Source organism: Bacillus sp. VA15, from assembly GCF_055721145.1.
In genome coordinates, this window is the sequence record NZ_JBVQPQ010000003.1 from 341834 (window position 1) to 356055 (window position 14222).

Genomic DNA, 14222 nt, shown 5'->3' on the forward strand with positions numbered 1-14222 from the left:
TCTTCTCTCCTTACTTTTGGGTAATCGTTCTGAACAGCCTTCTGACAATCGAAGGCTCCTTATAGTCCTGCTGAAACACCATGTCGTCCAGCCAGTGGATATCATACTGATCCTCTTCAATAAACTGCTCAATATCTTGATGGCCGGGAGGGTTATAAATGATGATGTCGATTCCGATTTCATTCAGGAACAGCAGGGAAGCAGCATCCGAACGCGTGAGTCCGCCGCTCATTTCTGTATGATATAAAACGAGTTTCGGAACCGTTTGCGCATAGTCGAACATTTGAATCAATTTCAGCAGATTAGCAGGCAGGTTTGTTGTTTGTTTAAACAAGTAGATTTGAACATCCTTGACTTGTTCCTGATGCAAAGCCTTAAGCCGCGGGTGCCTGCACATTTTCGAAATCGTTTTGGCAATGGCAGTCTGAACGCCCGCCGGAAGCTGCTTGTACTGCCACACATTGCTTGCCATCAGCTTGTCCGGATCAATGTTCCCTTCGTGGTCAAGCGCGTGGCTGTAATGAAATTGATAGTTCGATTTTATTTCTTCTGTAAACGGAAAGCTTCTTACCATTTCTGTTTCCTGATAATCTGCTAATGTATGAAGCCTGTTCCAATATTCTTTATTGTCTTTTGACACGCCCATAATTTTGGCGAATACATTGGGAATCTCGATGGAATGTTTATCAGCTTTGAAATTCGGGCGAATAAAGGCGCGCTCTTTCGTGATTAAAAACAATTCATCATAGGTCGTTTTGAGCGTAACAGACACCGGTGTGTGATCTCTGAACTGCCATGGCTTGTACAGCATGGACTCCTCGTGATTCAGCACATGTTCAAATTCCTTTGTTGAGCGGTAGGCGACTGTTGATTTCCGGTCCGGTTTTTCTTTCGGAAACGGCTGAAGCTCCGAAACATCCGGAAGCTTTTCCGTAAAACTGAGCTCCTGCTTCGGATCGACAAGCGCCAGCTGATCGTTTCCCGCCGGATGGAACAGCAGAACATCGCAGCCGACTAACATGAGATAATATAAGAAATAGAGCTGGCTTTTCGTCGCGTCTCCATACCAAACTACCTTTGGCATCTCCCGCTCTATATCGGTTTTTTCCAGCCAAGGATTCAGGTGATTCAACGAAAACTTCGAGACATCAAGCAGCACTCTGCGAAAATCAGGATGATTCAGCCCCTGCTCATGATTATCTGCAAAGGTATGTAAAAGCGTCATCAGCGCTTTTCTTAAATGGCGGTGCATCAAGGGATTCGAGTGCTTCGCAATCAGTTTTTCCCCATCCAGAAAGGCAACAAAGCGGCTGACTGACAGCCCTTTTTCTTTCTGATTGATGGAATGAATATGCTGGAGCTTTTGAAAAGTCTCCGGCTTGATTGTTTTATCAAGCGTTTCACTCAGAATGGTAATGCGATCGTTTATAGACAGCTCATACAGCTCGTTATAGTAGTCCGTTTCATCAATAGGCGTGCCTAATATCTGCCCGGCAAGACGAGAAAAAGAAATGCCTTTTTCTGTTTCATAGTGATCCCGCTCGGGCAATGGCTGAAACAGCAGGTCTTTCCAATTCCCATCAGCCGGAAGTGCTTTATGAATGGTTAGTTCTTCTTGTCTCATCATATCCTCCTTTCCGGTTTGTCATTGCACGATATTTCTGTAACAAAAAAGGAAGGACATTGAACCTCCCTCCTTGTTTTGTTTTATTCTTCTTTTGAAGCGGCTGTTTGTTCGCGCACCTGCTTTTGTTTGTTGATGTAGTGAATGATGAATGTTACCGCAAATGCAGCAATAATGATAATGAAGAATACAGAGTGCGGCATTTCGTAATGGAAAGCGCTCGCTGCCATTTTCAGAGCGATAATGCCGATTAACACGAATGCTGTGTTTTCCAGCTCAGGAATTTTATCAATCAGCACAAGGAATACTTTTGCCACTGTACGCATCATTAGAATACCAAGCATACCGCCGATCAGAAGCACCCATACTTTTTCAGATACCGCAAATGCGGCAAGGATGCTGTCCACAGAGAAGGCAAGGTCCATTAATTCGACTGAAATAACAGTCGCCCAGAAGATACCGAACGTGCGGACCATCCAAGAATTTTTCTTCATGCCGTCTGTGTCCTCTTCTTTTTCGCCAATCCAGAAGTGCTTAATGACGAGCCAAGCCAAGTAAAGCGCGCCAAGCACCTTGATCCACCAAAACTTAATGAGGAGCATACCGAGCCCGATGAAAATAAACCTAAAAATATAAGCTCCAAACAAACCATACGTTAACGCTTTTTTCCGCTGTTTTTCCGGCAGGTGTTTGACCATCACCGCAAGAACAAGCGCGTTATCGGCCGATAAAAGGCCTTCCAGAACAACAAGGGAACCGATCAGACCCCATGAAACAGGATCAGAAAGCACTTCCCCCCACATTTTCCAATCGAAAAATGAAGCATACGTAGACATGATATGATGTAAAAAGTCCAAGTTTTTTCCTCCTATTAATTTGAAACGGTGACTTCTCTATTTGTCACTCGCTTACACTTGCAAACCGTAGTTCCGGCACAATGCAGCCAGCCCGCCGGAAAAACCGCTGCCGATCGCATTGAATTTCCATTCGCCGCCGTGTCTGTAAAGCTCACAAACGACAACAGCTGTTTCAATGGAGAAATCTTCTCCCAAGTCGAAGCGAAGAAGCTCATTCTGCGTCTCTTCGTCCACAACACGCACAAACGCATTGGAAACTTGTCCAAAGTTTTGGCTGCGTGCTTCAGCGTCGTGAATGGTCACTGTGATGCCGATTTTCTCAATGTGAGCAGGGATCTTTGAGAAATCAACGATAATCTGCTCATCATCTCCGTCACCCTCACCCGTGCGGTTGTCACCCGTATGGATGACACCGCCGCTCGGATGTTCAAGGTTATTATAGAAGACGAAATCGAGATCATTCACGCAGTTATCATGCGCATCAACTAAAAAGGCTGAAGCATCCAGGTCAAAATCGTGTCCGCCGGAGTACTTGTTTGTATCCCAGCCTAAGCCGATCACCGCTTTTGCGAGTCCCGGATTTGTTTTCGTTAAATCAATGCGCTGTCCTTTTGATAATTGAATGGCCATACTGCCTCTCTCCTTTCTGCTCTTCGTATTTGTCTTAACCGACTTGTAAACCGTAGTCCGTTGCGATGCGGGCAAGGCCGCCTTGGTAGCCTGAGCCGATAGCGGAGAATTTCCACTCGCCGTTATGTCTGTAAAGCTCCCCTGCAATGATTGCCGTTTCAATAGAGAAATCTTCGGCAAGGTCGTAACGGATGAGCTCTTCATTTGTTTCTTCATTTACGATGCGCACGAACGCGTTTGATACTTGTCCGAAGTTTTGGCTGCGTGCTTCTGCTTCGTGAATGGTGATAACAAATGAGATTTTATCAATATTGGCAGGCACTGCGCTGAGATTCACTTTGACATTCTCATCGTCGCCTTCGCCAGCACCAGTCAGGTTATCGCCTGAATGAACGACTGAACCGTTGCCGCCTTCAAGCTGGTTGTAGAAAATAAAATCGTTTGGAGACGCGCATTTGCCTGCTGCGTCTAACAGAAACACACTTGAGTCAAGGTCAAAGTCGTGCCCGCCGTCATACTTATTCGTATCCCAGCCTAAACCGACAACAACCTTTGAAAGACCCGGATTTGTTTTTGTTAAATCTACCTTTTGTCCTTTTGCCAATGAAATTGCCATGTTTCATCCACTCCTTTTCTTTTATACGTACCGGCTGATAATATCTTCTAATCTCGTATCGTTTGTGCCTTCACCAATCGCCGCAAACTTCCACTCGCTGCCGCTGCGGTAGATTTCTGCTGTAATCAGGCTTGTTCTGCCTGCATAATTGTCTCTCAAATTGTATTTGAGCATTTCTTCATGATTAGATTGATCGACTACACGGATAAACGCATTTTGAATCATGCCGAAATCTTGTTTTCTTCTGACACAATCATAAATATTTACAACAAATACAAGCTTATCGATGTTTGCAGGCACTTTTCCCAAATCTATCATAATTTGCTCGTCATCGCCCGCACCATCGCCTGTCAGGTTGTCGCCTGTGTGCTTTACACTGCCGCAGCGGCTTTTCAGGTTGCCGAAATAAATTATATTTTTCTTATCGGTGAATTTTCCGTTTTCCAGCATCAGCACTGAAGCGTCACAGTCTATATTCGGACCGCCTCCGCCAAGCAGTTTGCTGAAGAATCCTCCGCCTGAGGACACCGGGTCCCAGCCGAGACCGACCATCAATTTTGACAGACCGGCTTTTCCTTTTGTTAAATCAATTCGCTGACCTTTTTCTAAAGAAATTGCCACACGATTCACTCCTACTCATCGAAATGTGAAGATAGTCACATTTATTTTTACGCTCACAAGGAAAATAAGCCGTAAATTATTAATATATACGTTTGTTATTATATCAAAGTTTCGTAAAAGTTAAGAATAATTGACGAAAATCCTCGAAAAAAAACTTCCATATTTGATATATGTTTTGCAAATGCTATGAAGTACGCAGCTTAAACAAACCATTTGACGTGAGCGAGTCATTTTGCCTATTCTTGTGTCACATTCTAAAAACAGACAGAAAGGAAGCGGCCTTTTGATTCATTTAAGCATACTTGATCAGGCACCTGTTTCTAAAGGAGAAAGCCCTGTGGCAACTCTTCAGCATTCGGTTGAGCTTTCCCAATTAAGCGAACAGTGGGGATATAAGCGTTATTGGTTTGCCGAACATCACAGCACGAAAGGACTGGCAAGCACAGCGCCTGAAATCATGATCGCTCACATCGCAGCACACACGAGCACGATTCGTGTCGGGTCAGGCGGTGTGCTGCTGCCCCAGTACAGCCCGTTTAAGGTAGCCGAAACCTTTCGCCAGCTTGAAGCACTGTATCCGAACCGGATTGACCTCGGCGTCGGGCGTTCTCCCGGCGGCACGACAAAAACCCGTCTTGCGCTAACAGACGGGGTAAAAAAGAGCTTAACCGAATTTAACAGACAGCTGCAGGATGTCTCTTATTTTCTCACAGATTCGCTTCCTCCCGGGCATCCGTATGCCGGAATCAAAGCGGCGCCCCTAATTGACACTGTACCGGAGCTATGGGTGCTCGGTCTCGGTGAAAACAGCGCAAGACGCGCGGCGCATCAGGGCATTGGATATGTATTTGGGCATTTCATTAATCCTGAGCGAGGAGAAAATGCATTTCGCGTTTACCGGGAAAGCTTTCGGCCATCAGCTCATTTCTCGTCTGCGACGGCACTGTTTACGATTTTTGTCATTTGCGCAAAAACAGATGAAGAGGCAGAAGAGCTCGCCCTAAGCCAGGATTTATGGCTTCTTCGTGTCGGAAAAGGCTTGGACAGCCGAGTGCCGAGCATCAAGGAGGCAAAAGCGCATCCCTACACAGAGTCCGATAAAAAACTTATAGAAGAAAACAGAAAGCGGATGGTGATCGGTTCTCCAACTACTGTCAAACAGCAGCTTTTAGAGCTGACAGACCGCTATGAAACAAATGAAATCATGGTTCTATGCAATGTGTTTGATTTTGAGGCGAAAAAGGAATCATATGAGCGTCTTGCCGGGATGTTTCTATAAAAAAAGCAGTTTTCCCTATGGAAAACTGCTTTTCATGTTACCGGCGCCCTTTTTTACGCAGGGCTTCTTTTTTGATAAATGTCCAAACTCCCTGAACTGCAAATCCGATCAAAAGCAGAACGATCAAAAGCAGGGTAATGGACGGCCCTGGCGGCGTTCCGAGCTGATAGGACGATGTCAGCCCCATAAATACGCTGAATAACGAAATGAGTATGGCTGTAATAAATACCATGTTAAAGCCTTTTGCAATTCTGATAGCGAATGCTGCCGGCAATACGAGCAGGGCTGATACAAGAAGAACTCCGATGATCGGGATAATAACTGAGATCGCAAGGCCTGTGACGATACTGAAGGACATCGACAGGAAGTTTGTATTGATTCCTGATGTTTTTGCTGTTGCTTCATCAAACGTCAGCAGGTAGAGCGGTCTTTTCAGTACGATAAAGTAAAGCAGGATCAGCAATGTAATGATGCCAATAATATACACCTGCTGCTGATTTACTGTCACGAGCGATCCAAAAAGGTATTGATCGATGCTCATATTGGCGGTGCCTTTTGAAAAGCTGATTAAAAACATCGCGAAGGACAAACCAGCCGCCATTAAGATGGCAATGGACACCTCTGAATACGTCCGATATGCCCGCCGCATGTATTCAATCCCAATTGCGCCGACGGTCACGACGACTATGCTCGCCGCGGTAATATTGGTGCTGAGGAAAAAGCCGATGGCAACACCTGACAATGAAATATGTGAAAGTGTGTCAGCCATTAAGGCCTGTCTTCTAAGAACGAGATACACTCCTAGTATCGGAGCCATGATGGCAATCATGCCGCCTGCTAGAAAAGCTCGTCGCATGAATTCCAAGTCAAACATTTCCATCCGCCTTTTTCTCCTCTCTCTAATCGAATCACTTTATCTAAAAATTGCTGTACTTCATTTTGTTCATGAGTGACCATCACAACTGTTCGGTTGTGATTTTTCACAAGATGGTGCATAAATTCGTAAAATCCTTTTCTGCTGTCGTGGTCAACAGCTGTTGTCGGTTCGTCCAGCATTAAGAGATCCGGGTTGCTGGCAAGCATTCTGGCGATACAGATTTTCTGCTTCTGTCCGCCTGATAAATCGCCGATTTTCCGATAGCGGAGCTCCCACATTTCCACCATTTTCAGCGCTTTTTCCACTTCGAGATGATCTTCTTCATTTAAACGTTTAAACCATTTCCCTTTTGTGTATCGGCCTGACTGAACAAGCTCCAGTACCGTGCTCGGAAAGCCGGCATTAAATGAAGAAATTTGCTGCGGAACGTACCCTATCGTCAGGCGTTTTCCTTCTGTATTCCTTTTACTGATCGTCACCGTGCCTTCCCACGGTTTCAGCATGCCGAGCATTACTTTCATGAGCGTCGATTTAGAGGCCCCGTTTGGTCCTGTGATGCCGACAAACTCACCGCTTTCAATATCAAGTGATACTTTATCCAACACAGGCGTGTGGGAATAGCCGAAAACGATATCTTTCAATGAGACGAGATTCATGTCAATCTTCCTTTCTCACAAAGAAATAGTGTGCACCCTCCGGCGCACACTATCTTATGATTTATCCAATAGTGAATCTTTCAGGGCATCGAGGTTTTGTTTCATAATGTCGATATACCCTAAGCCTTTATCTTGTTCTTCTTTGCTTAAGCCTTCCAGTGTATCGAGCACTTCTGTCTTCGCGCCGATTTCATTGGCAAGCGTTTCTGCGACCTTTGAGGATGCAATTTCTTCAAAGTAAATCACTTTTACGTTATGTTCTTTGGCATATGTTTTCAGCTTTGCCAAGTCGGCTGCGCTTGGCTCTTGGTTAGGAGAAATCCCTGCAATCGGAACCTGAGTCAGGCCGTATTCTTTTGCCAAATAGCCAAAAGCTGTATGCTGCGTGATGAATTCTTTCTTCGCCGCTTTTTTTACGGTTGTACGATATAGTTTATCAAGATCCTGCAGTTTTGCAATATATTCTGCACTATTTTTCTCGTAGTATTCTTTATTATCCGGGTCCTGCTTTACGATTTGGGCCGTTATATTTTTAACTTCCTTTTGCGCCAGAACAGGGCTGAGCCATACGTGAGGGTCCATTTCATGGCTGTGCTCATGCTCCCCATGCTCATGCTCCTCGTGCTCTCCGTGCTCCTCATGTTCTTCTTCAGAGCCTTTCATTAAATCAATGCCTTTGCTCGCATTGACGAAAACGGCATGCCCTTGGCCCATGCTTTTTTCAGTTGACGGAACCCACGTCTCCATGTATTCACTATTATAAACGAACAAATCAGCATCCTGAATGTTGGCAATGTCTTTCGGCGTCGGTTCCCAATCATGCGGTTCAACGGAAGATGGGATTAACAGATCCACATCGCCTTTGTCTTTTACAATTTGTTTTGTAAATTCATACATCGGGTAGAACGTTGTGACAACATGCAGTTTATCACTCTTTGAGTCCGCCGACCCTTTTGTTGATGAGTTGCCGCATGCTGCAACCAATAAAAAGCATGCTGCAATCACAAACAAGCCGCTCCATTTTTTAAACATATCGTATATCCCCTCTTTTTCAGTAACTTTAAATCAAAATGATAACGATTTTGTAATCCTATATCATAATAAACCGAAGTCATTACGTTTTGCAAGAGTAATTTTCATTTTGATGTTATTCTTCCCGTCTATGGCGCCAATATATGTACTTAAAAAACCCGGCTGAAAATGCCGGGCTGAGTCATTTGATTGAATTGTCCAGAAGATACACCCTGCTCTCATAAGGCTGAAACACCATTTCATCAGCAAGGTCACCGTTGTTTTTATAATTGCTGAGAAGCAGGGATGCCTGAGCCTTGCCACAGTTCTTAGGCCACCTGAAAACAGCTTGCTCTTTTGAAAAGTTATTCACCGACAAAAGCTGTTGTTTACCATTTTCTCTCACGTACACAAACAGCTGCGGATCATCCGGAAGCAAAAGTTCATAGCTTCCTTTGATGAGATCAGCGTACTGCTTTCTCAGGCTGATCAGCTTTTTATAATAGGTTAGGATCGAATCAGGGTCTGTCTGTGCCTCTTCCACATTGATGGCCGTGAAGTTCGGGTTGACCTTCAACCAAGGCGTGCCGTCAGTAAATCCGGCATTTTTGCCGTTGCTCCACTGCATCGGCGTCCGGGCATGATCCCGGCTTTTGGCTAAGATCGATCTCATCACGTCTTCTGGATCATAGCCTTTTTCAAATACCCGTTTATGATACATATTGATCGTTTGGATATCTTTGTAGTCCTCAATCCGGGTAAACGGCGCGTTTGTCATCCCGATTTCTTCTCCCTGATAAATATATGGCGTTCCCTTCATGAGATAAAGAACAGTGGCCAGCATTTTCGCAGATGCTTTGCGGTATTCCCCATCGTCTCCGAACCTGGACACAATCCGGGGCTGGTCGTGGTTGCACCAATACAAAGTATTCCACCCTTGATGTTCCAGCTGCTTTTGCCATGATGTCAAAACCGATTTTAAATCAGAAAGCTCAAGGGGCTTTACATCCCAATGTTCTTTTCCCGGCTGCTGGTCAAGCTCCATATGCTGAAAGTGAAAAATCATATTCAGCTCATGCTTATCGGTTCCCGTATACTTTAGCCCTTCCTCCGGTGTAACAGAGCCAACCTCTCCGACAGACATCACATCGTACCGGGAAAATACTTCATCTGTCATTTCTTTTAAATAGTCATGAATTCGTTCGCCATTTGGCTGGAAAGGCTTCGGCTCTGCCTGCTGATTGATATAGTCCTCATACGAAGGAAGATATTCTTTCTTAGAAATGAGATGGAGCTGATCAATGCGCAAGCCGTCTACCCCTTTATCGAGCCAAAACCTCATCATGTCAAACACCGCTTGGCGCACCTCAGGATGTTCCCAATTTAAATCAGCTTGTTTGACGGCATTCATGTGGAGATAATATTCTCCCGTGTGCTCCTCGTATTGCCAGACCGGGCATCCGTAGTCAGACACCCAGTCCGTCGGAGGGCCGTTCTTTGTGCCGGGGCGCCAAAAGTAATAGCTGCGGTATTTGCTGTTTTTGTCCAGCTCCGCTTCTTTAAACCACGGATGCTCGACCGAGGTGTGATTTAACACAAAATCCATCACCAGCTTTAATCCGCGCTGATGCACCTCGTCAAGCAGCTCGTGAAAATCGCCCATCGTTCCGTATGAATCCATAATCGTCTTATGGTCCGTCACATCATAGCCGTAATCAACATTCGGAGAAGGATAAATCGGGCAAATCCAAATCACATCTGCCCCGAGCTCCTTTATGTAATCAAGGCGGGAAATGATCCCCCGCAGGTCTCCCATTCCATCTCCATTGCTGTCCTGAAAGCTTCTCGGATAAATTTGATACACCACCGCATCCTTCCACCAGTCTGTTTTCATCCCGCAATCCCCCTGTTTAGTGTTCTATTCAAGCTGAGATGGATAAAGTGTCATTCCGCCGTCGACGAATAGTGTTGTGCCGGTCACATAGCTCGCTTCCTCAGATACGAGCCAAGCCGCTGCTGCTGCCACTTCTTCCGGCTTTCCGAAAGCTTTCATCGGGATTTTCTTCAATTGTTTTTGTTTGTTCTCTTCCTTTTTCGTATCAACATTTGATTCTGTTGCAATGGTGCCGGGCGCTATCGCGTTGATACGGATTCCCTTATCCGCATAGTTGAGCGCCAGCGTTTCTGTCATCATCTTGATGCCGCCTTTGGACGTGGAATACTGGACGTTGACGGGGCGCGGGATCTGCTGGTGAACGCTAGAGATATTCAGCACATTGCCTTTGATGTTGTTTTTCATCATGTGGTTAAGCGCTGCTTTGGCTCCCATAAAGGTTCCGGTGACGTTGACATCAATGACTCTCTGCCAATCTTCTAGACTCATCTCATGCGGCATGGCTTCCGTGCCGTTAAAGCCGGAGTTGTTCACCATGACATCGAGCGTGCTAAAATGCTCTAAAGCGGTGTCCAAGAGCGCCTGAATCCCTGCTTCTTTGGACACATCCGCCTCAACTGCGACAGCTTTCCCTCCGTTACGCTTAATGATGTCCACAGTTTCATCGGCTCCAGATGGATCGCTGTGGTAATTCACAACAACATTCATTTTCTCCTGTCCAAATCGTTCCGCAATGGCTTTCCCTATTCCTTTTGAAGAACCTGTCACAATCGCTGTTTTTCCGGTTAAATCTTTATACATAAACGATATCCTCCTCTGATTTTCCATTATGCAGTGGAAAATACCCTATTTTTTCGGGTTGAAAACAGCATAAAAAAAAGCAGAGAACCGATTATGTTCTCTGCCACCACCTATTGAAAACGCTGCTCAGCAAGCTTCTTTTTAATATTCATCAGCCTGCGGTAAAAGAAAGCGGCGGACTCGTAACGTTCCTGCTGATTGAAACGTTCCGCTGTATCATGCAGCAGATCCTCAGCATCTGCAAGAAGCTGGCGGGATTCCAGCAGATCAAAGCATTCTTTAAGCACACTCCGGTCGCCGCTTCCAAGATACAGCTCATGAATGAGGCGGAATTTCGTCAAATACATGTCATCTTCCCATTCAGCGGCGCTCTTTACCCCGCGGCCATACGTCTCTGCCGCTTTGTCGTATTTTCCCTCTTTACAGTAGATATGGGTCAGTGAAAAAACGGCTTGAACGGCCTGCTGAAAATTGTGCTCCTCAAAAATGGCGGCGGCTGTTTTGAAATAGCCCTCCGCTTCACTGTAATCGCCCAGACTGTACTTACAGTGTCCGACATTATAATGGGCAGCGGCGATCATGTACGCTTCTTCAAGCTGCCTGGCATGATCTAAGGCGCTGCACAAGTGTGTCAGCGCTTTTTCATGATGATAAACATCGGTCAAATTTCCGGCGATGATAAATTCACACTGCACGCGGCGGCGCCCGTACAATTCATATTTCGTATAGATATCAAGCGCCTGGCTCGCATAATTCATTGAAAAATACGTTTGTTTGATGTGATAATACACTTCTGCAACCTTAAAAAGAAACTCAGCTTTTTCGATCTCATCCTCGACATACTCGAGCTTTTCCTCGGCATGTTTATAATGGTCAATCGCTAATATGAAATTTTTCTGCTTAAATTCGTACATCCCTCTGAAATAATAAAAGTAGTATTCCAATAAGCCTGTGAGTTTTTGCTGATTGCTTTCAATTTCGTTCAGCATATCTGAGAACGGAGGCTTGGTGTCGCTGTCTTTCACCGGCATCAGCTTATCAAGCATGATACGATGACGGAATTCCATCAAAGAAAAATATAAAAGCAAGTCCTGATTTTCTTCCATGTCTTCTAAATCGTATTCGATCTCCTGCTTTAACGCTTCTGCTTGATCTGCTTCAAATGCGCGAATGAGCTTGTACCATTCGTTTAGCTTTACTGCCACTTCCTCAGATGGAATCTTTGCTCTCATCGGTCTGCCTCCTTCCTCCTGCTACTATTTATGTTATATTTTATCATAGCTGTTCGCTTTTAGAGAGAGTCAATCGTATAAGCGTTAACATTTAGCACATCATGAGAAAGTGAGACCGATATGAAATTATCCGCAAAAACATCTGTTATCTTATGTATTCTGTTTCTTCTTGATCTGTGTTTTAGTTATATACGGCACGAATGGCATTCTCAAAATGCCCTGCAGGATATGCCTGTCCCTTCGGATCTTCATCCGGTTGTGAAGCAGAATGCCGATGCCCTCAAGGCCGCAGCAGCGAATAAAGGCATTACCGTCGTCATTACAGAAGGATTCCGGTCCTTTAAGGAACAAGACGAATTATATAAACAGGGACGTACAAAAAAAGGGAATATTGTCACCTATGCAAGAGGAGGGGAATCGTATCATAACTATGGTTTAGCTATTGATTTCGCCCTTCAAAAAAAGGATGGCAGCATCATATGGGATATGGAATATGACGGCAATCAAAACGGAAAATCAGATTGGCTGGAGGTTGTCGAGATCGCTAAGAAACTCGGCTTTGAGTGGGGCGGGGACTGGAAACGATTCAAGGACTACCCCCACTTGGAGATGATTCCTGACTAGACACCCTCACAGCCTTTTCTTTTTCCTTATGTGCGCATCAATATAGGAAGGATAAACCGGCTTATAGACAAGTTTGTAATGCTGATCGCTGCCTGCTGTAAAATCAGGCTGCCACTCCAGCTTCACATCAAATGCGGCCAAAAACGTTTCTTTCGCTTCTTCAGCTGAAACATCCGGCCTGTGATTGATTGTTTCCAATCGTTCTGGATCAATATCCGGCGCCATAAAAGCGTCAATCATTCCCGTTTCCGGATTGACAATGATGCGGGCAGCGCCGAACCGCAGCGGCACTCCTTTATACCAGACAGAAAAATGGTTGCGGACCCTCCCTCTTTCATCAATTCGGACGGGATTCGCTCTGAAAAACTCAGCTGCTCTCGGATAGAGGGCATACAAAAATTGAAGCGCTATCCTTTGGCATTCTTCCGTTGAGCATTGGCGGTTGTTCCGCTGGTCCATAAAAGAAAGCGCTGCTTTTAATTTTCCGTTTTTTTTATCCGTCTTCATTTTGATTGTGTTTTTATTTCTCGTTTCAAAATAACTTCCAATGCTTAAATCTTTACGCTCCGGCGCAGTGCCTTTTCGCCACGTGCTTCCTATTTCTTCTCCAAAGTCCTTTTCACTGACTTTCTGCATATCAGAGGTGAGGCCCAGCATGGCATATATATTGATTTCTTCCGTGTTTTGAAGCGGCGGCAGGGGCGCCCCGTTTTCTATTCTTTCATCTGCGATATGCTGGTCAGGCACGATTTCGTCTACATCCGCGGGGTAGCTGTATCCCGGCAAAATCGGTTCATATACAAGCCTGGGTGCCTGTTCGCCATCAATGACATCGTACATCAGCTGCAAAGACATTGTATTTAAGTAATGGGACACAACCTTCTCTTTTGCTACAAATTCCTTTGGAACTTCGGCTTTATGCCCTTCTCCGTAATATAAGAAATGGACAATCTGTCCGCTGCGTGTCATATCAATTAAAAAGCCTGAATTGGGAAGCGGAAGCCCCAGTTCCATTTTGGTATAGATAAAACGGATATGCTGTCCCCGTTCTTCCTTACCTTGAAAGTGAAATTTCATAAATGTGCCGGGATGATTGGCAGCAGCAAACTGAAGAGCCATCAGCTTCAACTCGGCATCTGGAAGTTTTTTGTCTGTCTCGGAGCGGACGGTTGTTGAAAAGGTGAGCAAAGCGCCGTCATGTCGGAGTTCAACTGTAATGTGCTTTTCCGGATCTTCAGGGTCCTTCCAGATGAAGTATGCCTGCCCCTTCTTCTTTTGCTTTTGGTCGTAATCTTCTATCTCAAGCTCATAATGCGGAGGTACATTCCCGATCTCTTGCGCCTTCTTTTTCAGCTGTTTATTAACCAATGAAGTCATCCTTTCAAAGAGTCTACGACAAAGAGAATCCTGTTTATTATATAAAAAGACCTTTCTTCATTTAAAGTGAAGAAAGGTCCTTTTCTATTATTGTCGTTGTTTTCTGATATTCTTCCTGTTACT

Annotated in this window: 14 protein-coding genes; 2 read left to right on the forward strand and 12 right to left on the reverse strand. The window is 45.0% G+C overall.

Annotation, left to right across the window (positions count from 1 at the left end):
* Positions 1-10: 10 nt before the first annotated feature.
* The 5 genes from AC0DBE_RS11410 to AC0DBE_RS11430 all read right to left on the reverse strand — a co-directional run bounded on the left by AC0DBE_RS11410 (position 11) and on the right by AC0DBE_RS11430 (position 4348).
* Positions 11-1624, reverse strand: a complete 1614-nt coding sequence (locus tag AC0DBE_RS11410; protein WP_472962185.1) for a YceG family protein — start codon at positions 1622-1624, stop codon at positions 11-13.
* A gap of 83 nt (positions 1625-1707) precedes the next feature.
* Positions 1708-2481: a TerC family protein gene (locus tag AC0DBE_RS11415; protein ID WP_014112562.1), complete on the reverse strand. Its 774-nt coding sequence runs from the start codon at positions 2479-2481 to the stop codon at positions 1708-1710.
* Between the two features lie 51 nt (positions 2482-2532).
* Complete coding sequence (locus AC0DBE_RS11420; RefSeq protein WP_014112561.1) at positions 2533-3111, reverse strand: TerD family protein; 579 nt, start codon at positions 3109-3111, stop codon at positions 2533-2535.
* Positions 3112-3145: 34 nt separating this feature from the next.
* Positions 3146-3727: a TerD family protein gene (locus AC0DBE_RS11425; protein WP_003224762.1), complete on the reverse strand. Its 582-nt coding sequence runs from the start codon at positions 3725-3727 to the stop codon at positions 3146-3148.
* A 21-nt stretch (positions 3728-3748) separates the two neighbouring features.
* Positions 3749-4348, reverse strand: coding sequence for a TerD family protein (locus tag AC0DBE_RS11430; RefSeq protein WP_014112559.1), 600 nt, complete (start codon positions 4346-4348; stop codon positions 3749-3751).
* 283 nt (positions 4349-4631) lie between these two features.
* Here AC0DBE_RS11430 and AC0DBE_RS11435 point away from each other — a divergent pair, with 283 nt between their 5' ends.
* Positions 4632-5627 carry an LLM class flavin-dependent oxidoreductase gene (locus AC0DBE_RS11435; RefSeq protein WP_326246889.1) on the forward strand — a complete coding sequence of 332 codons (996 nt, stop codon included), beginning with the start codon at positions 4632-4634 and terminating at the stop codon, positions 5625-5627.
* 37 nt (positions 5628-5664) lie between these two features.
* Here AC0DBE_RS11435 and znuB read toward each other — a convergent pair whose 3' ends face one another.
* From znuB to rapJ, 6 genes are all read right to left on the reverse strand, one after another.
* Complete coding sequence (gene znuB / locus AC0DBE_RS11440) at positions 5665-6507, reverse strand: zinc ABC transporter permease ZnuB (RefSeq protein WP_053407028.1); 843 nt, start codon at positions 6505-6507, stop codon at positions 5665-5667.
* On the reverse strand, positions 6465-7160 hold the full coding sequence (gene znuC / locus AC0DBE_RS11445; RefSeq protein ID WP_014112557.1) for a zinc ABC transporter ATP-binding protein ZnuC: 696 nt from the start codon (positions 7158-7160) through the stop codon (positions 6465-6467). The genes znuB and znuC overlap by 43 nt, the downstream gene beginning before the upstream one ends.
* Positions 7161-7214: 54 nt before the next feature.
* Positions 7215-8192, reverse strand: a complete 978-nt coding sequence (locus AC0DBE_RS11450; RefSeq protein ID WP_014112556.1) for a metal ABC transporter substrate-binding protein — start codon at positions 8190-8192, stop codon at positions 7215-7217.
* A 181-nt stretch (positions 8193-8373) separates the two neighbouring features.
* On the reverse strand, positions 8374-10065 hold the full coding sequence (locus AC0DBE_RS11455; RefSeq protein WP_087987908.1) for a glycoside hydrolase family 13 protein: 1692 nt from the start codon (positions 10063-10065) through the stop codon (positions 8374-8376).
* A gap of 24 nt (positions 10066-10089) precedes the next feature.
* Positions 10090-10866, reverse strand: coding sequence for an SDR family oxidoreductase (locus AC0DBE_RS11460; RefSeq protein WP_472962190.1), 777 nt, complete (start codon positions 10864-10866; stop codon positions 10090-10092).
* Between the two features lie 110 nt (positions 10867-10976).
* Entirely contained in the window at positions 10977-12098 is a 1122-nt protein-coding gene (gene rapJ, locus AC0DBE_RS11465) for a response regulator aspartate phosphatase RapJ (RefSeq protein ID WP_014112553.1), read from the reverse strand.
* Between the two features lie 120 nt (positions 12099-12218).
* On the opposite strand from rapJ, the gene cwlK reads away from it, so the two are divergent.
* Positions 12219-12722: a peptidoglycan L-alanyl-D-glutamate endopeptidase CwlK gene (gene cwlK, locus AC0DBE_RS11470; protein WP_014112552.1), complete on the forward strand. Its 504-nt coding sequence runs from the start codon at positions 12219-12221 to the stop codon at positions 12720-12722.
* 6 nt (positions 12723-12728) lie between these two features.
* On the opposite strand, the gene AC0DBE_RS11475 is transcribed toward cwlK, so the two are convergent.
* Complete coding sequence (locus tag AC0DBE_RS11475; protein WP_472962191.1) at positions 12729-14090, reverse strand: YcdB/YcdC domain-containing protein; 1362 nt, start codon at positions 14088-14090, stop codon at positions 12729-12731.
* Between the last annotated feature and the right edge of the window lie 132 nt (positions 14091-14222).